At 37.9% G+C, this 21,865-nt stretch carries 20 protein-coding genes; 2 read left to right on the top strand and 18 right to left on the bottom strand.

The window, feature by feature from the left end; translation table 11 throughout:
- Positions 1-3: 3 nt before the first annotated feature.
- Positions 4-186, bottom strand: coding sequence for a hypothetical protein (locus H0S70_RS03930; protein ID WP_188321773.1), 183 nt, complete (start codon positions 184-186; stop codon positions 4-6).
- A gap of 665 nt (positions 187-851) precedes the next feature.
- Here H0S70_RS03930 and H0S70_RS03925 point away from each other — a divergent pair.
- Positions 852-1,493 (top strand): DUF6266 family protein, encoded by a 642-nt coding sequence (locus H0S70_RS03925; protein ID WP_148041143.1) that lies wholly within the window; start codon positions 852-854, stop codon positions 1,491-1,493.
- Between the two features lie 83 nt (positions 1,494-1,576).
- Here H0S70_RS03925 and H0S70_RS14100 read toward each other — a convergent pair whose 3' ends face one another.
- The 15 genes from H0S70_RS14100 to gyrA all read right to left on the bottom strand — a co-directional run bounded on the left by H0S70_RS14100 (position 1,577) and on the right by gyrA (position 19,169).
- Positions 1,577-1,735 carry a helix-turn-helix domain-containing protein gene (locus H0S70_RS14100; protein ID WP_394335372.1) on the bottom strand — a complete coding sequence of 53 codons (159 nt, stop codon included), beginning with the start codon at positions 1,733-1,735 and terminating at the stop codon, positions 1,577-1,579.
- A 1,025-nt stretch (positions 1,736-2,760) separates the two neighbouring features.
- Positions 2,761-3,204 carry an acyl-CoA thioesterase gene (locus H0S70_RS03915; protein ID WP_228406645.1) on the bottom strand — a complete coding sequence of 148 codons (444 nt, stop codon included), beginning with the start codon at positions 3,202-3,204 and terminating at the stop codon, positions 2,761-2,763.
- 96 nt (positions 3,205-3,300) lie between these two features.
- Entirely contained in the window at positions 3,301-4,197 is an 897-nt protein-coding gene (locus H0S70_RS03910; protein WP_188321772.1) for a 3-hydroxyacyl-CoA dehydrogenase, read from the bottom strand.
- A gap of 33 nt (positions 4,198-4,230) precedes the next feature.
- Positions 4,231-4,812 carry a TetR/AcrR family transcriptional regulator gene (locus tag H0S70_RS03905; RefSeq protein ID WP_123247603.1) on the bottom strand — a complete coding sequence of 194 codons (582 nt, stop codon included), beginning with the start codon at positions 4,810-4,812 and terminating at the stop codon, positions 4,231-4,233.
- A 26-nt stretch (positions 4,813-4,838) separates the two neighbouring features.
- Positions 4,839-6,428, bottom strand: coding sequence for an MFS transporter (locus H0S70_RS03900; RefSeq protein ID WP_188321771.1), 1,590 nt, complete (start codon positions 6,426-6,428; stop codon positions 4,839-4,841).
- A 21-nt stretch (positions 6,429-6,449) separates the two neighbouring features.
- Positions 6,450-7,571, bottom strand: coding sequence for an HlyD family secretion protein (locus H0S70_RS03895; protein ID WP_123247601.1), 1,122 nt, complete (start codon positions 7,569-7,571; stop codon positions 6,450-6,452).
- Position 7,572: 1 nt separating this feature from the next.
- Positions 7,573-8,889 carry a TolC family protein gene (locus H0S70_RS03890; protein ID WP_123904807.1) on the bottom strand — a complete coding sequence of 439 codons (1,317 nt, stop codon included), beginning with the start codon at positions 8,887-8,889 and terminating at the stop codon, positions 7,573-7,575.
- Positions 8,890-8,983: 94 nt separating this feature from the next.
- Positions 8,984-9,853, bottom strand: a complete 870-nt coding sequence (locus H0S70_RS03885) for a helix-turn-helix domain-containing protein (RefSeq protein WP_228453783.1) — start codon at positions 9,851-9,853, stop codon at positions 8,984-8,986.
- Positions 9,854-9,945: 92 nt separating this feature from the next.
- Entirely contained in the window at positions 9,946-10,866 is a 921-nt protein-coding gene (locus H0S70_RS03880) for a HipA domain-containing protein (protein ID WP_228453782.1), read from the bottom strand.
- Positions 10,867-10,888: 22 nt separating this feature from the next.
- Positions 10,889-11,224 carry a HipA N-terminal domain-containing protein gene (locus tag H0S70_RS03875; protein ID WP_123247599.1) on the bottom strand — a complete coding sequence of 112 codons (336 nt, stop codon included), beginning with the start codon at positions 11,222-11,224 and terminating at the stop codon, positions 10,889-10,891.
- Entirely contained in the window at positions 11,221-11,433 is a 213-nt protein-coding gene (locus tag H0S70_RS03870) for a helix-turn-helix domain-containing protein (protein WP_123247598.1), read from the bottom strand. The genes H0S70_RS03875 and H0S70_RS03870 overlap by 4 nt, the downstream gene beginning before the upstream one ends.
- Before the next feature lie 188 nt (positions 11,434-11,621).
- Positions 11,622-13,007, bottom strand: a complete 1,386-nt coding sequence (mnmE, locus tag H0S70_RS03865; RefSeq protein WP_188321769.1) for a tRNA uridine-5-carboxymethylaminomethyl(34) synthesis GTPase MnmE — start codon at positions 13,005-13,007, stop codon at positions 11,622-11,624.
- Positions 13,008-13,136: 129 nt separating this feature from the next.
- Entirely contained in the window at positions 13,137-14,909 is a 1,773-nt protein-coding gene (locus H0S70_RS03860; RefSeq protein ID WP_188321768.1) for an aminopeptidase P family protein, read from the bottom strand.
- 178 nt (positions 14,910-15,087) lie between these two features.
- Positions 15,088-16,476 (bottom strand): tetratricopeptide repeat protein, encoded by a 1,389-nt coding sequence (locus H0S70_RS03855; protein WP_188321767.1) that lies wholly within the window; start codon positions 16,474-16,476, stop codon positions 15,088-15,090.
- Positions 16,477-16,505: 29 nt separating this feature from the next.
- Positions 16,506-19,169, bottom strand: a complete 2,664-nt coding sequence (gene gyrA, locus H0S70_RS03850) for a DNA gyrase subunit A (protein ID WP_188321766.1) — start codon at positions 19,167-19,169, stop codon at positions 16,506-16,508.
- A 149-nt stretch (positions 19,170-19,318) separates the two neighbouring features.
- Here gyrA and H0S70_RS03845 point away from each other — a divergent pair, with 149 nt between their 5' ends.
- The gene (locus H0S70_RS03845) at positions 19,319-19,627 is read left to right on the top strand and encodes a DUF4286 family protein (RefSeq protein WP_031503294.1); all 309 of its coding nucleotides are present in this window, start codon (positions 19,319-19,321) and stop codon (positions 19,625-19,627) included.
- Positions 19,628-19,634: 7 nt separating this feature from the next.
- On the opposite strand, the gene H0S70_RS03840 is transcribed toward H0S70_RS03845, so the two are convergent.
- Positions 19,635-20,486 (bottom strand): aldose 1-epimerase family protein, encoded by an 852-nt coding sequence (locus H0S70_RS03840; RefSeq protein WP_188321765.1) that lies wholly within the window; start codon positions 20,484-20,486, stop codon positions 19,635-19,637.
- Between the two features lie 11 nt (positions 20,487-20,497).
- Positions 20,498-21,532, bottom strand: coding sequence for an acyl-CoA reductase (locus H0S70_RS03835; protein ID WP_188321764.1), 1,035 nt, complete (start codon positions 21,530-21,532; stop codon positions 20,498-20,500).
- Positions 21,533-21,865: the final 333 nt, after the last annotated feature.

Below are 21,865 nucleotides of genomic sequence, written 5' to 3'. Positions count from 1 at the left end.
TCTTTATTCTACATAATTTTTCAAAATAGTTAGGGCTTCATCTTTATAATAATTTGAAACACCATTATGTAAATTATGAAGATAATGTGTAAGTACGGCTTTCTCATCCTCTAAAGGTTCAACAAGCTTAATCTGGTAACTTTTGTTATCAAATTCCTCAATGCTTATTTTCTCTTTTATCAACATACTTTTTTAGCTTACATGATTAATGTTGCAATTTACATGATAAAAATTAATCTGAAGTAATCTCCCAATATATTAATTAACATTTGGTGATAAAATTAAGAAATTAATTCAATTATTCTTCCCTCATTTTCTTCATTTTCTTGCAGATTTCTTGCACCCTCCTTGCGGATTCCTTCCCAAAAAAGCATTATTTCGGAAACAAACCGCAAGGATTCCCGAACAATTCCGCAACAAAGCCCGAAATACGGCAGTAAATAAGTGACAGGAAGTGACAAGGATAGACATCGGATGACATTTCATGAAATACCGCAACAATACATGACGACCGCAGAAATGCAATGACTTTAAAAGACCAACCATGAATTTGGCGGAAACAAAATGATTTTCCGGCTCAAACAAAGACACTCACCGAAAAAAGAGGATGATCTGAGATAGGAACAGATGTTAGTGGAAATGTACTTCCAATGAAAGAATTCGATAGCCAGTTTGGGACTCGGAAAGTCAATGATGAACTATTGGGGAAACGGAAGGAATTGCTAAGAAAAATACCGAAAACAAAAGTCAAACTACGTCAGAATATGTAAGTTTAAGTCACTGATTATTAAATACTTGCATTGTGCAATTTAATGTTTTACTTTTGACATACTAATTTAAATTTTTCTATTATGGGAACAATTAAAAAAGGAATCCTAGGTGGATTCAGTGGAACCGTGGGAACGGTAGTAGGCGCAAATTGGCGCGGAATGGACGTGATTAGAAGCCGTCCGAAATCATCAGGAAGCAACCCTACGGTGGCACAACTGATGCAGCGGGAAAAGTTTTCGCTGGCGATGAAATTTCAGAACTCCCTTCGGGCTATGCAAAGCAGGCTCTATGGGGAAAATTCCGGAGTGAAATCGCGGGTGAATCTAGCAGCAAGCTATCTGCTTCGTGAAGTGGTAGCGGAAGAAAACGGGCAAGCCGTACTGGTAATGAGCAAAGTAATCGTTACCAAAGGGGAAGTTACTGGTTTTCAGAATCTGAGTGTTACTGCAGCAGCAGGCGAAATCCTGAATTTCGAGTGGGACGACAACAGCAATGAAACGCTGGCGAAGTCTACCGATATTTTCTGTACCGCCATTTTCGAGGAAGAATCGGGAGTGTTCAATGTACAGGAAGGTCCGGATCAGCGTGACACTCAAGCATCCAGCGTAGCATTGCCTGCAACCTGGAGTGGAAAATCGGTTCATGTGTATGCATTTTTTCAGAATGAAACACAAGACAAGGCGTGCAACAGCATGTACTTGGGCAAGGTGGATTTGCTATAATGGTATCAATCCAATTGACCTCTAAAAAAACCGCGGGAATGTATCATTCCTGCGGTTTTGATTTTTGGTATTCACCATTTACATTACTCCTGATCTTCGTCAGCTCCTTCTTCTCTTTCCATGTATTCATCGATCTTGCTTTTGAGGTAGTAGATTTTACCTCGAATTCTCTTAAATGGAAAAACACCCTCATTCCGCCACCGTTGTAGAGTTCGAGCGCAAACATTAAAAAGAGTCGCCATATCAGCAGTATCATAATACAACTTTTCTACAGCTTGCCTTTTAGTTTTGTCCTCGAAATCCGGTATTCGATAAGATGGCCTTTGTTCATTTTTTTTCCGTCTGTTCATATTAAAAATCTGTCAAAAGAAACTCTTTTCTATAGGTCACTAATCGCCTATTTATCAATGGTTTCTGTTTGGTTTATACACAAATATATGAATTTCATATAGTTTTTCATAGCCAACCACGATGAATACAGCGTTTTTGAAGAAAAAGTTTTCCACATTCACACAGACCTTGCAATGCAACTAAGTTTTTTTGGCATAACATATAAAAAAACCACTAAAACCACTAAAACCCGTTAAACATTAATGTTTAAATTACTGATTATTAATTAATTAAATTTAAACACTCTAAAAAAACAATCTGTTATAGGGTTTTTTCTTAAAAAATAAATTCCTAATAACCTCGATAACATTGTTCTAATCAACAATTTCGAAGGCATAAGAAGATCAATTCAGATGCTGTTTTTTTCATGATTTTTATGCATCTGTTTTCACCTTAAGAAACATTCAGAATTGCTAGATTGCTGAAAGGATTTCGCTCCCTAAACCTAGCAAATGGAAGGAGGCAGTATCTCATTTCCGGTAAACGTTTAAAAAAATTCTATTTTCTTTTCAGAAGTAGAAGCCACTTACACTATCATTATATCTGATATGGTATTGGGTGGACGGATTGTTGAGCGTATGATTTGATACGATCCCTATTTTTTGAACCCATTAAAACAATTCTTCAAAAAAAACAGATCATCGAAATGCCCGATGATCTGTTTGAGTATTTGGAGAAACTTGTGCTTTTTTACTTAAAAAATAAAGGCCATCTTTGAAGAAATTCAAAGCCTAGGATGAAGGCAGGCAAAGCCCAGTCAAAGCCCAGGATAAAGGCACGTCGACCCTAGTTCTTTTTGAAAGTTAAAAACGGTGTTTCACTGGCTTCTCCGAATTAATTTAAAATTCGCTGCATTTCAAATACATTTGCTGATGAATTAATCGAGTGCAGGCTCGTAAGCAGTGATATCTTTTCGCAACCATTCGGGAAGTTCAATAGGTTTCTTCAATGCGATGTCTATCATTACTTGGACACTTTTGCCTTTGGCGTGCAGGATTTCTGAGCCATCTTTGGCGGTACTCGTTATCAGGTATTCGATTTCGAAACTTTTATTTCCCAAAGAGGAAGTCCGCATTTTGATGGTAGGATTTGTTGCCGACAAAGACAGTTCCTTTAAATAATCACATTCTATATGGGCAATCACAAACATGTATTTCTGCCAGTCCCACTGTTGGCTTACGGCGTGCATATAATGGCCGCGTCCGATTTGGAAATATTCAAAATAATACACATTGTTTACATGGGCAAGCGGATCCAGATCATTCCACCTGATGCTTAGCGGCATAGCAAATTTGTAATTCTCGGTATTGACGTTGTTCATTGTTTTTAAATTTTAAGATTGTTCTAAGATCGATAAATTTAGAAAAATTGATGGATTTAAAAATGGTTTTCTATTTAAAAATTTGCAAATATTCCTTTATTTTAGAAAATCTTTGTCCTTATACGCCGGATTGGGATATTGATAAAAACCTTCGCCAGAGGATGTACCCAACTTACCCAAATCTAGGAATTCTTCTTTGAGCCTCTTCACCGTTAATATCTTTACCGGGTCTTGTGTAGCATCAGCTTTCATTTTTCGAATATTAAAAGCGGTATTGATTCCTATAACATCAATAAATCCAAATGGCCCAAGCGGAGCTCCGGTAGCCACCATCCAGGTTTTATCAATGATTTGTGGATCTGCCACGCCTTTCCCCCAAAGTTCTAATGCTGCATCCAAAAAGGGCACGAGCAAACTGTTCAGGATATACGCCGGTTGTTCTTTGTATATAGGCAGAGCAACCATCCCAATGGATTTGGCAAAGCTAACCAACAGATCAAAAACGGCCTGATCTGTGCCTGAATGCCCCATAATCTCTGCAGTATTATATTTCCGGATGTCATTAGCAAAATGAAGGGCAATAAATTGATTAGGGCGTCCCGTGTATGGTGCCAAAGCGCTAGGCAACAAGGTGGAAGTATTGGTTGCAAAAATGGTTTTTTCTGGCGCTACCGCTGCAAGTTTTTCGTAAAATTCCTGTTTTATCTGTGGGTTTTCTGGCACTGATTCTATCAACAAATCGGCATCTTTTACCGCTTCTGCTAAGTCTGATGAATAGTATAAATTATTAAAAGTTAATGCCAACTGCTCATCTGTTGCATTCATTTCATTTTTAAGCGCTTCGCTTAGAGAGTTGAATTTTGCTTTTGCTTTTTCCAATACCTCATCACTGATGTCATAAACGGTTACTTTATAGTGGTGAAAAGCAGCTTGAAAAGCGATCTGGTAGCCTAAAACGCCGCTACCTGCGACTGTTACATTTTTAATTGTCATAATACTTTGATTTAATAATTAATATTTATGCTATTAAATTACAAGTATATTATCCATTACCTTATGCAAATATTTCCTGAACCCATTTATTTGTTCCAAGTGATTCTTTTCCCCTTCCGGGGCGAGAAGCAAGTACATCTTAATCGTACCTAAAAAAGTATAAAATGAAAAAAGCAGCTCCTGATCATTTATCGCAAATAATGGCTTTATCATTTTCTTATATTGTGAGAATACCACCTCCCTTCTTTCCCTTATCAGATCCGACAGGGATTCTTTATATTCAGAGATGCCATTTATAAACAATACATCAAATCCATATCGGTTCAAAAGAGCCCAGTTAAAAAACTTATCGATAAAAGCATTGAGCTGTTCAGAAGATTTTTTTTGTTTAATTTCCTCGTCCACAATGGAGACGGTATCAGCAGTAGTACGTTCAACAATGAAGTATAGCAATTTCTCTTTTGTCCTGAAATAATAGTGGATCATTGAGCTGTTGCATTCTGCAGCTTTGGCAATGTCCCGGATAGAAACAGCATCAACTCCGCGGGTGAAAAATAACTGCATTGCCGCGGTTTCTATTCTTTTTTCCGTATTATCAGTACCTGAATATTTCATATCTTATCATTTAAGTTGATGCTTTGCTAGATTTCTCCTGTTTCCAATTCTTTTTGCATACGTCTTCTGTTTTTTCTACTCATCCATAGTTTGCCGGCCCTGTCTATTCGGATTCGTAAAAGCCTATATCTTATTTTACCAAAATGATGGAACAGCACGTAAACCAACACGCCCATTCCCGCCAAAATAATATAGCCGTAAAGCGTTTTATTGGCAGCAAGAACAGCATTAATCTGAATGCTTCTCAGGTTAACTCCGCTACCGGGACTGAGCAAGGTAACATCGTCCAGATACACCGCCAGATTACCGAGGCTCTGAAGCTGCAGCTGATACTGCATCCAGGAAAACAGTGCCGAAAATATCCCAACGGTAATAAAGGTACGCCACACTACAATAATGCCGATTGCCGAGAGCAGTTCCGTCATTCCCAGCTTATCAAAAGTATAATACCAGATCACGATAAACAGTACTCCCATTCCGTAGCCTTTGAAAAACATAGGCAGCAGCCAACTTGCGTAGTTAAATTCCGGAACCATAGAAAAGTACATCACGATAACGTACATTAAATATGCTGCAAAACCTGTAAACATCAGCATTCTGATATGCATTGATTGGTTGAACCACTTTGCAGAAACCACCGCGCCGATCAACAGTCCCGGAAATATCATGAGGTTTAACGAAGCATTCGACAAATGATTATAGCCCAAAACGCCGACAGCAAAGATATTCTGGAGCGTGGTGGTTCCTAAATACATCCCAAGAAAAAGGAGCATCAGCATCCCATGGCGTACATTGCTTTTGGAAAATGCCTTAAGGGATATAAATGGTCTTTTTATAATTTGCATTCTCAGAATAAATAATAAAAAGGTGACGGAAAAGGCAACGGTAGCCCACTTTATTTTGTCTGATGCAAACCAAGCCTGTTGTTTCCCGAATGAAAAAATATAGCCCAGAAACATAAAACTGATGACAAAGAGCAGCATACCAAGCCAATCGATGTAATGTAACGGTACTTTTTTCATAAACCGCTGATTATGCTGAAAAACCACACATATCAATGCTGTTGCAAGGCAAACTGCAGCAATAAGCAGGTAAGCGTACTGCCAGCTGTACTCCATCGACAAAGAAGCTACATAATAAGAGGAAACCTGGGTGATCCCAAGAACTACTGTATAAAACACCGCATAAAACCTTCCGCGGTTGCCGTCTGCACTCAAAATAAACATTAGGGGCAGGATTACCTCCATCATTCCTACCATTCTTAAAAAACTGATCAGAAAAGAGGCTCCAATAATGATTTCCGGTTGGTCCGTATTCCCCATTACCACAAACAAAAATGCCATTCCCGTAAGCGTAGTTACCATGATTTCTTTGGTTCGGAAACGGGCTTTCAGCCGTATCACCAGTGGCATGGCCAATCCCATCCCGATAACGCCTGCGTAATAGGCCCACATATAATCTTCTGTAAGCGCACCAGTTGCACCAACCAAAAAGGGTATATTGGATGTATAAACCGCCGTTACTCCGAAAAGTACAATGGATATCACCATTATAAGCAAAAGCATGATGGGCTTGGGAACCCAGCTGTGAAATAATCCCTGATTATATTGGCTCATTGTATTTTCTTTTTTTTAACATTAATCTTTCAGCTGGATGTTCATATTCATCCCTGCTTTCAGCTTTTCAACATTTTCTTTCTTGTTGGCTTCGGTAAATTCAATTCTTACAGGAATACGCTGCTGTACTTTCACGAAATTTCCGGTGGAATTATCAACAGGAACGCTAGAATATTTCGCTCCTGTTGCTGCTGAAACAGCTGTAACAACTCCTTCAAATTCCTGTCCGCCCAAGGCGTCTGCCTTCATTTTTATTTTTGAGCCTAGTTTTATTTTAGGCATCTGGGATTCCAGGAAATTGGCGGTTACCCATTTTTGATCGTTCAGTACGATAGTCGCTACCTGTTGCCCGGGTTGCAGAAGCTGGCCTTCATTGATGAGTCTTCTACCCATCACCCCATCGTAAGGTGCGGTAATAACGGTATAGGAAAGATTGAGCCTTGCCATGTCCAAAGCCGACTTGGTTCGTTGGATGTCTGCGTCATTCAACCCCAATCTTGTCTGTACTTCCGAAACGGAAAGTTTGGTGGTATTCTTCTGTCCTAATAAGGATTCATAAGCTGCTTTTGTCGCGTCATATTCCGTTTTTACCTGATCATATTGCTGCTGGGTAACGGCCTCTGCTTGCAGTAGATTTTTATAACGTCTTAAATTTTGCTCCACATTCCACAGCCTTGCTTTTGCTCCTTCAATATTGGCATTCATCACCGCTACGTTATTGGAAACGGTATTCACGGAAGACGATGTCATATTTCTTGAAGCGGCTGCTGCCATATATGCTGCCTCGGCCTGCCCTACTTGGGTAAGGATTTCCCTGTTGTCCAAAATAACCAGCGTGTCCCCTTTTTTTACCTGTTGGTGCTCTATAAATTTGATTTCTTTGATGTAGGCAGACACTCTGGTATTGATGGGATTGATAAATTCCTCTACCTGTGCAGATTCCGTATAGTCCTTGTCGCCAATATGAAAATATTTGGCAATCAGCCAGTAAAAACAAAGGGCGATCACCACAAATGTTAATACATTGACGATAACGGCCTTTTTTATCCCTTTTTTAGTGACCGCTTGTTTTGGATTGATTTCGATTCCGGAATCTTTTGCTTTTTTATCTTTCGGCATTTCTTTATTTTCTGTATTTTCCATGTTATAGAGTTCCTGTTGTTTTTATGAGATTATAATATTGGTATAAGACATTGATCTCTGCATTGGCATATTGCAGTTCTGCTTCCAGCTTGGCATTGGTGGCATCGGTCATTTCAGCCTGAATGGCCAGTTGATTCAAATATTTAGCCTCCACGATCCTATAGTTTTCCTGGGCAAGGCGTTGGCTTTCCATCAAGATATTGGCATTTTGTACAGCTTCCTGATATTTGACATAGGCAGCATTTACCCCCATTTGAATGTTTTGTTTCATTAAAACCGTGGTCTCTATCAACTGCGTTTTTTGCAAATTGCCGAGTTTTAATTTTTCTTTGGTTTTGTAGAGATTGTCTATATTATAATTTAATGAAAGACCTACTTGCCACGAATTGGAATACATATCCAAAACCGGGCTCACGTTGGTTATCGGTCGCTGCATATTGTAGCCACCGATTGCTGAAAGTGCAGGGTATTTATCGGTATTGATGATCTCTATGTTTTTATCGGCCAGCTCTACATTCTTCTTCATGGAAGTTAGCTGGGGATGGCTCTGGTAAGCAAGATCAAAATAATAATTTTTGTCCCCTTCCAGTAATTTTTCCGTAATGCTTTCTGTGGGGATGATGGAGGTATCATCAGGAAGTCCCAATGCAATGGAAAGATTATAATCTAGAATGGCAATATTGTTTTTTACCACAAGGATTGCCTGATCTATATTCTGCAGAGCCAGTTCACCACGAATGACCTCATTTCGGGTAATCATTCCTTGCTTGTAATACTTTCTTACATTCTCCAGGCGAATCTGGGCCAGTTTTCTGTTGTTCTGATAAACTTTTTCCTGATTAATCAATTTGCAAAGATCCAGATAGTTTGAGATGACAAGGAATTTGATGGACTGTTGGTCCTTCACCTCATCCAGTTCCGCAAGCTGCTCGCGGATTCCCATCAGTTCTATTGATTTTTTTACGAGTCCGCCTTTATAAAGTAATTGTGATGCCTGCACAGCATAAGAATTTCCAAAATGCGGCATATCTTTGGTGGTCACCTTTGTGAAGTCTTTGTCCAGAATAAGCACATCACCGATGTACCCCGCAGTGGCGGAAGCGGCGGCATTGGGCAGCTGCTGCAGTTTTGCCACCCTGGTCTGTTGTTCTGCAATTTCTTTGCTTACAGAAGAAATCTTTAATTGCTGATGATTTTCTAGTGCAAGATTGATTGCCTGAGAGATATTTAATTCTTTCTGAGCCTGGCCAAATACGGACCCGCACGAGAGAAAAATAGAAAATACCGTTAAAAACTGAATGCTCTTTGAACTTTTCATTTGTTCCATTGATTTTATGGGACAAAATTACGGCAGTTCAAAATTCAAACAAATGATTGAATTTCAGTAAAAGATGTTCAAAAACGATATTTTATCACAAAAATTGCTTTCTATACTGTATTGGGCTAATTTTTTGATGTTTTTTAAAGAAATGAGAGAAGGAATAAGAGTCGCTGATCTGTAAATTATCAGCTATTGTATTAATGGATTTTGAGGTTCCGGATAATTGCGCTTTTGCCTCATTGAGAATAAACTCAGAAATGATTTCGTTGGCTGTTTTTCCGTTTTCCTGTTTCAGAACACTGCTTAGATGCCTCATTGATATGCCCAACTTTTGAGCATAAAACTGTACGGATTTATGGGTAAGATAGTGCTCCGAAACCAGCATAATAAAATCATAAACAATCTGTTGCGAACGGCTCATCTTGCCCTGTTGCTCGTAACCGCTAAAAGGGGCAAAACTCATTAAAAAATAGATGATGATCGACAAATAATTCACCCCAATTTCCTGAGAAAACTCTATTTTATCTTGGGATTTGAGGGTTTGGCTCAGAAGTCCTGTGTTATCCCACAAAATGGAAAACTCTTCCGGTTTAAGAGGGAAATTTCTGCTCAGTTGTTTTTTAAGGTTGTTGTATAAATTGAGTCTGTTTAATTTCAGTGATACTTTTTCGATAAACGACCGATTGTAGGCAATAGAGCGGATTTCTATATCCTTGCTGATTTCCAATAGCTCATAAACCGATTTCATATTGATAAGCACCACCGAATTTTCATGGATTTCTACCACACTGATCTGTTCTTTCAGTATAATTTTTCCTTTTTTAAGAAATAGAATAGCTGATTTTTTCGGTCGATAGGGATGCCCCACAGGAATATGTTCATAAACCTCTTTTTCCGTATAAACCGTTATCGTCTGAAGTTCTGATTCCTGATCGTTCACTATGTTTTCCGTGGTTTTCAATATTTTATTTTTTAAACAGATGATTCAATATTCGTAAAACTGCAACGGCACAAACTCAGATACACTATTTTGAATAAATTTATGACAATGTCCTAGTTTAGACCACTAAACAACTTAATTCTTTCAATGAATAAATCTTTATAGTTAATTTTTTTGGCATCGCTCAAAAATGATTGCTCAATCAATAATAGCATTTTCTTCTCAGCTTTGAGAAATCTTTTGAATACGTTTTCAATTTGTTTTTCCGATAGCCCAAGTTTAGTTCCCAAAATAACAAAATCAGATTTTGTTAAGCGACTTTTTTTACCTCCGATTGTTAAAGCGGTTTCTTCTTTATCCTCCGGTAAATGCAGTTGAACATTCAATAAATCATAAGCAGGAGCAAGCGCCCATTTTTCATCCTTTAAAATCAATGAAAAATTCTTAAGATGCATATCATTATTCCCTATAATATAACTAAAAATAATGACCTCATAAAGTCTTAAAACATCAAGTAAGGTATTGGACGAATGGTCAATAACCGCTTTCCCTACCTTTTCAACAGAACTTCTATATTTATCAAATGCTTCAGTAATTTGAAACATATCCAACATGTGAATTTTTTCACCTTTTGTTGTTCTGTCTATTCTTTTGGTGATGTAAGAAAGCTCTCCCGATTTTAATCGTATTAATGAAGATACAACGGTCTGTATTCTTAGCAATTCTGCTAACTTCATTGTTAGGTGTTCATTTTCTGGCATTTCGGGAAACGTTTTATTTTGAGGTTTCAAAATAAATTGACCTCCTAAAGTTTCTAATACCGTTAATCTTCCTTTTGTTCCATCTGCTAACTTTTCTTTTATAAAACCTAAAGATAATTTAGGTTGAACACCAGGAACTGAAATGGAAGTTTCGATAATCTCCTTTGCTAAAGTTTCCATCTCGTCTAAAGTATAATTAAGCAATGGAGCTTCCACAGTATCAAAGATTTTTTTACTGCATTTTGAATGAAAATCAATTTCATCGTCTTTCAAAGCTTGATAACAAAACAGACATTTACTCATTTTCAGATAATTCAGTTGGTTCAACGCTTACTGATCCAATACAATTCTTACAACAAGCTAATAATAATCCCATGCGATCATTCTTATTAATTTTCCAGTTATCGGAAGCAATATCTAAAAGCCATCCTTCGGGAATTAATCCTTCAAAGAATGGGAATAATCTTTTTTCTTTATAGACTTTACTAGAAACAGGCATTGAAAATGTAATCAACTGATTGGGATATTTTTGAATATAAGTAGAATCGTAGGAAAATGTATATTCACCATCGCCTGTTTCGGTAATAATCCCCGCAAAAATGGAATTATAAAAAACCCTTCCCTGTCTCATTCTTCTACTTCTTTAGTGTTCATAGGGTTTAATTTACTACCAAACATCAAAAGAACCTGATTCACTTTTGCCAGACTCAAATTTTCTTTTCCCTGTTCTATTTTTCGAACAACAGTAAGTGCAACACCTGCGCGTTCAGCAAATTCTTCTTGGGTTAAACGAGCTTCTTTACGCTTTTGCTTTACAAAATTTGAAAGATTAGGATACATAACTATATGCTTTTACAACGAATATAAAGCAAATGTATAAAATTATATGCAAATAAATACAATAATTTGTATTAAATAACAGATATATGTAAAAGCATATAATTTGAATTTAAGAAAAGCCTTCAATAAAAATAACTAATATAAAGTAAATTTTAAAAGAAATATTTTTATGCAAAAGTTTTGATAGATTACTTTCCGATACAAAACTTAGAAAAAATATTTCCCAATACTTCATCATTCGTGAATTCTCCGGAAATTTCGCCGAGGTATTCCAGGGCGTGGCGAAGTTCGTAGGCCAAGAGTTCGGTGGAGATTTTGGTGTGTACCGCCTCTTCTACTTTCTGAACGGATTCCAGGGAATTTTGTAATGCCTGAAAGTGTCGCTGGTTGGTGATTACGACATTGTTTTCCTGTGTTTTAAGCTCTTCAACATAGGAAGAAAGCTCGTTTTTCAGATCCTGAAGGTTTTGGTTTTCAAGTGCTGATATTTTGATAAAATCAAATTCCTGTGCGATTTCTTGTCTTAGCAAAGCTTCCATTTTTTCATGCTGTGCGGGTAACACTTCATCAATTTTGGTCGCGCAAATGATGAGTTTTAAATCGTCACGAAGCAAGGGCTTAATCATCAATAGATCTTCGGTAAAATCATTGGTTGCAGAATCGATGAGGTAAATCAGGATTTCCGCCTGCTCCACTTTTTCAATGGCTTTTTTAACACCGATTTTCTCGATTTCATCGGTAGTTTCCCGTAAACCTGCGGTATCAATCAACCGGAAAGCATTTCCTTTAATGTGCAGCAATTCTTCAATAGTGTCGCGGGTAGTTCCTGCGATATTGCTTACAATCGCTCGTTCCTCTTTCAGCAGGGCATTTAGCAGCGTTGATTTTCCAGCGTTGGGTTTTCCTAAAATCGCCACTGCTACTCCATTTTTCACCGCATTCCCGTACTGGAAACTTTCGATAAGTGATTTTAATTTGTCTTCAATTCTTTTTAAAAGACCGGTAAGTGCTGTTCTGTCAGCAAATTCTACATCCTCTTCTGCAAAATCCAATTCGAGTTCTATTAACGATACAAAATTGAGCAAATCGGTTCTTAGAATCGAAATTTCATTGGTAATTCCACCTTTCAGCTGATTAATCGCCACTTTTCTGGACGCTTCATTTTCGCTGGCAATTATATCTGCAATCGCTTCTGCCTGAGAAAGATCAATTCTTCCATTCATGAACGCACGCATGGTAAATTCGCCGGCTTTCGCCATTCTCGCTCCGTTTTTAATTAAAACTTCAAGAATTCTTTTCCCAATGAAAGGCGAACCGTGAAAGGAAATTTCCACCACATTTTCTGTAGTGAACGTTTTTGGAGCCAAAAAAACCGCAACCATAATTTCATCGATGATTTCTTCGCCATCCACGATGTAGCCGTAATGTACGGTATGACTTTTCTGTTTTTCGAGGTTTTTACCTTTGAAAGATTTTTGGGCAATACTTACCGCGTCATCCCCGGAAAGACGGATGATTCCGAGCGCTCCTATTCCGTTGGCAGTCGCCAATGCACAGATGGTGTCTTTGTTCATGTTGCAAATTTAAGCAAAACTTCTCGACCTATTTCTTTCCATTTTAAATGAAATTTATCTTTAATAATGATCATTAAAAATAAAAAAAGTGCAACAAATGCTGCACTTTCAAAGGGTTTTAAATTCTATTTAAAGAGGTTTTACCAGTTCTAAAAACCATTCTTTCACTTCACCTTCCAAATCGTCGGCTAATTTCTCTTTACACCAATCGTGGTAAGCATTGAGCCAGTTGATTTCCGGTTCTGTAAGTAAAGAAACATCGATCACATTGCGGTCAAATGGACAAATGGTGAGGGTTTCGAATTCATAAAAAGTTCCGAATTCGGTTTGTTCCACTTCTTTTACGGCAATTAGGTTTTCGTGACGGATTCCGTAGTGATTTTCGAGGTAGAAACCAGGCTCATTGGAAACGACCATTCCCGGAATCAGTTCTTGGAAATTCATGTCTTTGCGGATATTTTGGGGACCTTCATGAACATTCATGAAACTTCCAACACCGTGTCCGGTGCCGTGGTTATAGTCTTTTCCTTCTTTCCAAAGCGCAAGTCTCGCGAAAGCATCCAACTGAACGCCTCGAGTTCCTTTAGGAAATTTCACCATAGATAGTTGAATTAATCCTTTCAAAGCTAAAGTTGAATTGCGTTTGAACTCATCTGAAACCGCTCCTAAAGCCAAAGTTCTGGTAATGTCGGTAGTTCCTTCCAAATACTGACCTCCGGAATCTACTAAAATTGAGGAATCATTGGTCACAGATTTACTGCCTTCTTTGGGTGCAGAATAGTGCATAATCGCTCCATTTTCTTTATATCCAATGATGCTTCCGAAACTTTCGCCCACGAAATTCTTACCTTCTTTTCTGAAACCATACAATTTTTCACCAATTGAATATTCGGTCATCGGTTCTTTTCCGGCTTGGTGAGTGAGCCAGTAGAGGAATTTTACCATCGCTACTCCATCACGCTGCATCACTGTGCGGAATCCTTGTAATTCAGTTTCGTTTTTAATGGCTTTCATTAAATTTCCAGGAACAGGTGCTATGATCAAAGTATTTTTCTCTTTTAAAGCTTCGAAAATCGATTGGTTGCTGTTCGGAGAAACCAATATTTTTTCATTTTGGATGGCTTGAAGTTCTGTATAAAAATCTTCATAAGGCAACATTTTCACCTGCGAATCCTCCATTTGTTTTCTGGCATCAGTATCCAATTTTTCTAAATCTACAAAGAGTTTTGCTTCGTTTTTGGTGAGCAGAACATATCCTAAAAATACAGGATTTGATTGCACATCGCTTCCTCTTAAGTTTAAAGTCCACGCCACATCATCTAAACTTGAAATCACATGAACAGAAGCATCAAGATCTTCCATTTTCTGACGGATATCCAAGAGTTTTTGGGCAACAGATTTTCCGGCTCTTTCCACCGGATGAACGAACACCGGATTTTTCTGAGCGTCCGTATTACGGTTGGTCCAAACGTCTTTTAACAAAGGTAAATCGAGCAGTTCTATATTTTTTCGAGATAGTTTTTGGTGAAGATCTTCCCAGTTGGCATGTGATGTTGCTACTGCATTTACAGCGACTTTTCCGCCATTTGGAAGTTGCGAAATCATCCAATCGATATAATCCGGAGTGTTTTCTTCACCCATTTTCATCAGTTCGATTCCGGAATCTTTAAGTTCTGCAGCAGCTTGAACAAAATATCTACCATCCGTCCACAAACCTGCTTTATCCTTGGTGAAAACTACAAAACCCGCCGAACCCGTAAATCCGGAAATCCAGCTGCGCTCTTGCCATTCTTTGGGCAAATATTCGCTCATGTGCGGATCTGCGGAATATACGATGAAGGCATCGATGTGGTTTTCTGTCATTTTTTGGCGCAATGCCGATATTTTCTCTACGGAATTCATAATCGTTAAATTTTGCGTGAATTTACGAAGAAAATGAGAATTCAAGATGGTTTTAAGACTTAAATTTTTCCTAAAATAAAGCATCCATCATAAAATCATTAGCTATTAAAACAAAAAAAAGTGCACTGAAACTGAGTTCAGTACACTTGATAATAAAGTTATAAAAAACTGTTACGGATTATTTTCCGGCAGCTTTCATTGAAGCTTCTTTTGCTTTAAATTCCTGGAATTTAGCTTCCTTTTTATTGGATAAATAAAGACCTTTCAACAAAGTCACCGCATCGATATTTTCCGGATCGTTTTCGTACCATTTTTCAGCGTATGGTAAAGCAGTAGCCAATCTAGCTCTTCTAGCTTCGATGATTTTGTTGGCTGTTTCAGTTTTACCGGCTTTTTTTGCTGCGTTGTATTCATCAATCGCCTTAGCATCGTCGCCCATTGTTACATAAGTAAGATTTTGCCAAGCTTGTGCGAAATTTGGTTTCAACTCCACTGCTTTTTTATAAGAAGCGATGGCATCATTCACTGTTGCAGGATCTTTGCTTTGAAGCACTCCAAGGTTGTACCAGTTGTTAGCATCAGTAGGATTTTTCTCGGTTTGAGCTTTTAAGTTTGCCACGAAAGCATCCATTTTCCCCGATTTATAGTAAGCTGTTCCTTGAAGTTCAGAAAGTTTCGCACTTGAAGGGAATTTTTTCAATCCTTTTTCGATTAATGCTAAAGCTTCATCCGTTCTACCCGCTTCGATCAACAAAGCTGCATTGGTTTCGTACAATTCTTTCTCGATGCTTGGAGTAGTTTCGGTCTTGAAATCGGTATAATCGGAAGTTGCACCCATTTTTTTGTACAAATCCCAAGACGTTTTATCCAAAGATTCTACCGCACCTGATTTTTTGTTTTTGGCAACATAAGAAGTATTTTCTCCAGTGTATCCAGAATTGATCAAATCATTGTAAACAGCGATTGCTTCAGGTTTTTTTTCAGCCAAAGCATAATTTAATCCTGAATAATAAAGGTATTGTTTATTATCTTGTCCACCAGCTTTCAACAAGTCGTACACTTCTTTAAATTTAGGTGCAGCGGCAGCGTAGTTTTTAGCATTATACGCGTCCATTGCTGATTTGTTGGCAGCATCGATCAGTGGATTGATGGTATTCCCAATTTTTCCTGTTAAAGTAGTGGTATAGGATTCTTCTTTCAAACCTTGGATTCCGGATTGGTCAGCTGCAGCTTTTCCAACGAAATACACCTTGTTTTTAGAAGCATCTTTTCCGCTGTAAATTTTTTCTTTACCCAAGTCGCTCATTTTCGCAAGGTAAGTTGCACCATCGGCGTTTTTGCCAGATTTCAACAGCGCTAACCCTTTTGCATAATAATATTGCTCCTGAACAGAAGGCTCCAACAAGTGGGTTTTGCCTGCCATTACCGATTCAGCTGCTGAGATCTGCGCATTGGCAGTAGCAACATCTCCCGCATCAATTGCTTTCACAGCTGCTGCGATTTCTTTCTTTTGTGCAAATGCTATGGTTGCTGAAACTAGAGCAATGCTTAAAAATATTTTTTTCATGATATTTAAATTAAAAAAAACGTTTGGTCCTATTCTGATTCCTCGGAATCATTTTCATTTTCTATTTTTTTATTTTCTTCTGCTTCCTGTTCTTCGATTTTCTTCAGATATTCGGCGTCGCCCATATTGCTTATCGCGTTATCACCGGTTTGAGGAGCATCTTTAAATTCAGGAAGGACCGAATCTACAGCACCTGGAAGTTCAGCTTCCGGATTTTCTGTTTCTTCGACTTCTTCTACATCTTTATCCATTTCCACTTTGGCAATTGCCGCGATGGAATCATTGTTTTTAAGGTTAATCATCTTTACACCTTGTGTATTTCTACCCATCACGCGGATTTCGTTCATTCCCATTCTTATGGCAACACCGGATTTATTGATGATCATTAATCCATCTTCATCAGTTACGTTTTGTATTGCAATCAAATTACCTGTTTTTTCAGTAATATTTAAGGTAATTACCCCTTTTCCGCCACGGTTGGTAACGCGGTAATCTTCCACTGCGGTACGTTTACCATAACCTTTTTCGGAAACTACCAAAACGGTTTCATTCTGCACATCGTTCACAACAATCATTCCAATAACTTCATCATTGTCTTCCAAAGAAATTCCGCGAACTCCGATCGATCCTCTACCGACCGCTCTTGCCTTTTCTTCTGGAAAACGGATACATTTTCCGTTTTTGGTAGCAATCATGATTTCGGAATTTCCATTGGTTAATCTTGCTCCTAATAATTGGTCATTATCCCGGATTTCAATGGCATTTACACCGTTGGTTCTTGGTCTGGAATACGCTTCCAAAGAAGTTTTCTTGATGGTACCATTCTTTGTAATCATCACTACATTCATTTGGTTGATGTAATCGACATCTTTCAAATCATTGGTTCGGATATACGCTTTAATTTTATCATCCGGTTCAATGTTGATTAAATTTTGTACCGCTCTTCCTTTTGCTGTTTTGGAACCTTCAGGAATTTCAAATACTCTTAGCCAGAAACATTTTCCTTTTTCCGTAAAGAACAACATGTATTGGTGATTGGTCGCCGCCACGATGTATTCTAAGAAATCTTCGTCTCTGGTTGTTGCAGCACGGTTTCCTACGCCGCCTCTACTTTGAATTTTATATTCGGAAAGAGACGTTCTTTTGATATAACCAGCGTGAGAAATTGTAAGAACTACTTTTTCATCCGGAATAAGATCTTCAATCGACATTTCGCCTCCTGAATAATCGATTTCGGAACGTCTCTCGTCGCCGTATTTTTCTTTAACCTCTAATAATTCGGTTTTAATAATTTGGTAACGTCGAGGTTCGTTGGATAAGATATCTTCATAATCTCTAATTAAATTCATAATTTCTTCATATTCCGCACGGATTTTGTCGAGCTCCATTCCGGTCAACCTCGCCAATCTTAAATCCAATACCGCTTGCGCCTGAATTTCGGAAAGATCAAATTCCTTCATTAATCCATCTTTCGCTTCAGCTGGATTCGAACTGTGACGAATGATGGCAATAGCTTTATCCAAATCATCCTGAGTTCCGATGACCTTCATGAAGCCTTCGAGGATATGCGCTCTTTCTTTGGCTTTTCTAAGTTCGTATTCGGTTCTTCGGACGATGATTTCGTGGCGGTGATCAACGAAATGATGAATGATGTCTTTCAAATTCAACTGCTCAGGTCTTCCTTTTACCAATGCGATATTATTCACACTGAAAGAAGTTTGCAATGAAGTGTATTTGTATAGCATATTGAGAACAACATTCGGGATTGCATCGTTCTTCAGTTCGTACACGATTCTTAAACCACTTCGGTCAGACTCATCCCGGATTTCATAAATTCCCGGAATTTTATCGTCTTTCACCAGTTCTGCTGTTCTGGCAATCATTTCGGCTTTATTCACCTGATAAGGGATTTCCGTAATGATAATGGCATTTCTGTTGCCAACCTCTTCGAAGTTTACTTTAGCACGAAGAATAATACGCCCTCTTCCGGTATGAAAAGCATCGCGAACCCCATCGTAACCGTAAATAATACCACCAGTTGGGAAATCCGGAGCGATGATGTGTTTCATCAGCTCGTCGATGGTGATTTCGTTATTATCGATATAGGCAACAATCGCATCGATACATTCTGAAAGATTATGAGGTGCCATATTGGTCGCCATACCTACCGCGATACCCGAAGTACCATTCACCAAAAGATTTGGGATTTTTGTAGGCATTACGGTTGGCTCTGTAAGCGAGTCGTCGAAGTTATTTTGGAAATCAACGGTTTCTTTATCCAAATCCGCTAGAATTTCGTCGGAAATCTTTTTCAATCTTGCTTCCGTGTAACGCATTGCTGCAGGCGGATCCCCATCCATGGAACCAAAGTTCCCCTGTCCATCAACTTGTGGATAACGCAAACTCCACGGTTGTGCCATACGTACCATTGCATCATATACCGAGGAATCCCCATGTGGATGGTACTTACCTAAAACATCCCCCACGATTCTTGCCGATTTCAAATATTTCCTATTCGAAAATACCCCCAATCCGTACATACCATATAAAACTCTTCTGTGAACGGGCTTTAAGCCATCTCTTACATCGGGTAATGCTCTGGAAACAATTACCGACATCGAATAATCGATATAAGAGGATTTCATTTCATCAACAATGTTGATAGGTATTAACCTTTCTCCTTCTTTTTGCATAATCTATTTTAATGAATTGAAAATCAAACATTTATAAAAATGCCTAATTATTCTTATTTTCTACATTTAAGAACGGGCTAATTTACGAAAATTTTACCGATTTTTGTGCTAGAATTATCGACAATAAATCTTAAAAAAAGTTAAAAAAAATGAGCGTTTTAAGTCTTACATTTCATTCTACCAGCAACATCAGTTCATCATGGGATCGCTACACGGAAAACACGCTCTTCGAAATGATCGAAAACCTGATGGATGTGGAAAATTACATCCTTTCCGATGTAGAAAGCGACATGATTAACGAGGGTAAAAACACCAATCTTTTACTAATGTTTGATAACACGGAGAAACGCCAAGAATTCATTGATATTGAGCTGAAAAATATCACCGAAAGAATCGAAGACCAGTTCGGAGACGAAGTAATGGTGTTTGCCACCTTGCTGAATCCAAAACAGAAATAAATTTCAATTAATAAAATTCTACATTCCACTGATGCGATTGAGTGGATCCTGGAGCCAAAGAAAGAATCCCTTCCTTTTCTTCGAGTTTACCAGATGTGTGATGAATATCTGCGAGTCCAAGCCATGGTTCGATGCAGATAAAAGGGGCTTTTTTCTTGGTCCAAATTCCTAGAAATGGAAAATCAGGAAAACTCACTTTAAATTTTGGAACCTTATTTTTAAGCAGAGTTAAATGAGAAGTGGTAGCGTTTTTTAAAACGATTGCATCTTGCTCGAATAACGAATAATTCAACGGAAGAACATTGTCCTCCAAAACAATTTCATTCGTGTCGCCGGAAAATAAATTGTTCGATAATTTATAAGTAGTTAAATTATCTGCTCGATCAAATTCCAAACTATAATCCACGAAACTTCCAACAATCGAAAAAGCTGGATGCGCACCAATTGAATAATACATATTGATGCTTGAAGTATTGGTTACGATATATTGAATAAATAATTTACTTTCAAGGATATAATATTTTATACTTAAAGTGAATTCGAATGGATAAACCTCGAGAGTTTCCTTAGAATATTTCAAGGTAAAAATTGCAGAATCCTCCGTTTTTTCTGTGATTTCAAATTCACATTCTCGGGCAAAACCATGTCGTGGCAATGAATATTTTTGGCCGTCAAATTCATAAGAATTATCTTTCAAACCACCAATAATCGGAAACAAAACCGGAGAAGTTTTGTCCCAAAAATCACGATTGATTTCCCAGAGAAAATTTTCTTGACCTTTATAAACCGAGACCAATTCCGCTCCTTTTGGGCTGATTTCTGCTTTCAGAAATTCATTCTTAATAATGATGTTTTCCATTGAATTTTACTTTAAATAACCTCTAAAAACCTCATGGTATCGACATTGTCCGCATACACTTCCAATCCAGGATTTTGCGCTTCTCCTAGAGCAATTGAATCCAATCCTAATTCCGGTTTTGCAACGACCGCTTGAATATTTTCCTCATTTTCACGAATAAATTGCTCTACTTCTTCGATCGAGGAATATCTTGAAAAATTAATCACCGATAGCGGGGAAAACAAATCGCTGTCTTCCTTCAGCATCACGAAATTATTATCCCAGAATTTTACTTGATTAAGCAGGTAAACCGCCCGGTTGTATTCGTAGTTATTAGCGTATTTATGGTGGTTGATAACCTCTTTGAAATTTAAAAAATTCTCAAAAAGAATATCAACTTTCATCTCTTCAGGGATAAAAAGTCGAGTCACATTTCTGCATCCCAAACCATAATACCTGAAGATATCTTCAGCTAAAAGCTGCAATTCCGCTTCGGTTTCGTCGCCTTTCAGAACCGCAATCGAAGTTCTGTTTTTGCGGATAATGCTCAAGTGATTTTTAAAATAATATTCAAGATATCTCGCTGTATTGTTGCTTCCGGTAGCAATTACCGCATCGAAATCCTCAAGTTTTTCAACCAACTGAAATGGAACCGTTCCTTCAGAGAATTCATTCCATTTTCGCAGTAGAAAAGGCAGTAATTGTCGGTCTTTGGAAGATAATTTGATCATTGGAATATGATTGCTCAAAACTACCGAAATCACATCATGAAATCCGACCATAGGGAGATTTCCGGCAAGAATTAATCCTACCTTTTTAGAATGGACCGGCGTTTTATAATTGGAAAGCCATTGATTTAATTTTTCTTCAGTTAATAAATTCGCCCATTGTCTTAAAGCAAATTTTTGATTTTCCAAGGTAAACCATGAATTTTCAATTTCTGATTTTCTTAACAATAACAACAATTCTTCATCATTTTCATTATAATTTTCAGGGGTTCTATCTAAAAAATTCAACAGAAATGCACTAAGTTGGCAAAGCCCTGAAATTTGTTTTTCTTTATTCATGGTATGGAAATATTGGCTGATTGTTGATCATTTTGCGCAGGTCCGATAAATCATTTAAAATCATCTGAAAAAGAAGTATCTGTAGCTTTCTCATTTAGATACGGCATTTCAACAGCGCATGAAAACTTGAATGATCGTGCATCATTTTCGTTGGCAAAGATACTTAATTGTCGAACGGAGTGCAAATTGGTGCAACGGTAATTGTTGGAAGCATTTTGTTTACGCATATACGTTATAAAATACCCTTATCCTTAGAAGGTTTGAGGTAATGGATTTAGCAATTTTCGCAATAGCTACAAAAAATTTCGTCTTCTACTCTACTGTTCCATAAAG

It is taken from the genome of Chryseobacterium manosquense (genome assembly GCF_014623485.1).
Classification (GTDB): domain Bacteria; phylum Bacteroidota; class Bacteroidia; order Flavobacteriales; family Weeksellaceae; genus Kaistella; species Kaistella haifensis.
The sequence above is the reverse complement of the archived record's forward strand: the minus strand, read 5'-3'. Positions and strand labels throughout refer to the sequence as shown.

What these genes read in the sequence shown, in the direction of transcription:
- H0S70_RS03930 (WP_188321773.1), bottom strand. Translation starts at nt 186, where the DNA reads ATGTTGATAAAAGAGAAAATAAGCATTGAGGAATTTGATAACAAAAGT.
- H0S70_RS03925 (WP_148041143.1), top strand. Translation starts at nt 852, where the DNA reads ATGGGAACAATTAAAAAAGGAATCCTAGGTGGATTCAGTGGAACCGTG.
- H0S70_RS14100 (WP_394335372.1), bottom strand. Translation starts at nt 1,735, where the DNA reads ATGGCGACTCTTTTTAATGTTTGCGCTCGAACTCTACAACGGTGGCGG.
- H0S70_RS03915 (WP_228406645.1), bottom strand. Translation starts at nt 3,204, where the DNA reads ATGAACAACGTCAATACCGAGAATTACAAATTTGCTATGCCGCTAAGC.
- H0S70_RS03910 (WP_188321772.1), bottom strand. Translation starts at nt 4,197, where the DNA reads ATGACAATTAAAAATGTAACAGTCGCAGGTAGCGGCGTTTTAGGCTAC.
- H0S70_RS03905 (WP_123247603.1), bottom strand. Translation starts at nt 4,812, where the DNA reads ATGAAATATTCAGGTACTGATAATACGGAAAAAAGAATAGAAACCGCG.
- H0S70_RS03900 (WP_188321771.1), bottom strand. Translation starts at nt 6,428, where the DNA reads ATGAGCCAATATAATCAGGGATTATTTCACAGCTGGGTTCCCAAGCCC.
- H0S70_RS03895 (WP_123247601.1), bottom strand. Translation starts at nt 7,571, where the DNA reads ATGGAAAATACAGAAAATAAAGAAATGCCGAAAGATAAAAAAGCAAAA.
- H0S70_RS03890 (WP_123904807.1), bottom strand. Translation starts at nt 8,889, where the DNA reads ATGAAAAGTTCAAAGAGCATTCAGTTTTTAACGGTATTTTCTATTTTT.
- H0S70_RS03875 (WP_123247599.1), bottom strand. Translation starts at nt 11,224, where the DNA reads ATGAGACAGGGAAGGGTTTTTTATAATTCCATTTTTGCGGGGATTATT.
- H0S70_RS03870 (WP_123247598.1), bottom strand. Translation starts at nt 11,433, where the DNA reads ATGTATCCTAATCTTTCAAATTTTGTAAAGCAAAAGCGTAAAGAAGCT.
- mnmE (WP_188321769.1), bottom strand. Translation starts at nt 13,007, where the DNA reads ATGAACAAAGACACCATCTGTGCATTGGCGACTGCCAACGGAATAGGA.
- H0S70_RS03860 (WP_188321768.1), bottom strand. Translation starts at nt 14,909, where the DNA reads ATGAATTCCGTAGAGAAAATATCGGCATTGCGCCAAAAAATGACAGAA.
- H0S70_RS03855 (WP_188321767.1), bottom strand. Translation starts at nt 16,476, where the DNA reads ATGAAAAAAATATTTTTAAGCATTGCTCTAGTTTCAGCAACCATAGCA.
- gyrA (WP_188321766.1), bottom strand. Translation starts at nt 19,169, where the DNA reads ATGCAAAAAGAAGGAGAAAGGTTAATACCTATCAACATTGTTGATGAA.
- H0S70_RS03845 (WP_031503294.1), top strand. Translation starts at nt 19,319, where the DNA reads ATGAGCGTTTTAAGTCTTACATTTCATTCTACCAGCAACATCAGTTCA.
- H0S70_RS03840 (WP_188321765.1), bottom strand. Translation starts at nt 20,486, where the DNA reads ATGGAAAACATCATTATTAAGAATGAATTTCTGAAAGCAGAAATCAGC.
- H0S70_RS03835 (WP_188321764.1), bottom strand. Translation starts at nt 21,532, where the DNA reads ATGAATAAAGAAAAACAAATTTCAGGGCTTTGCCAACTTAGTGCATTT.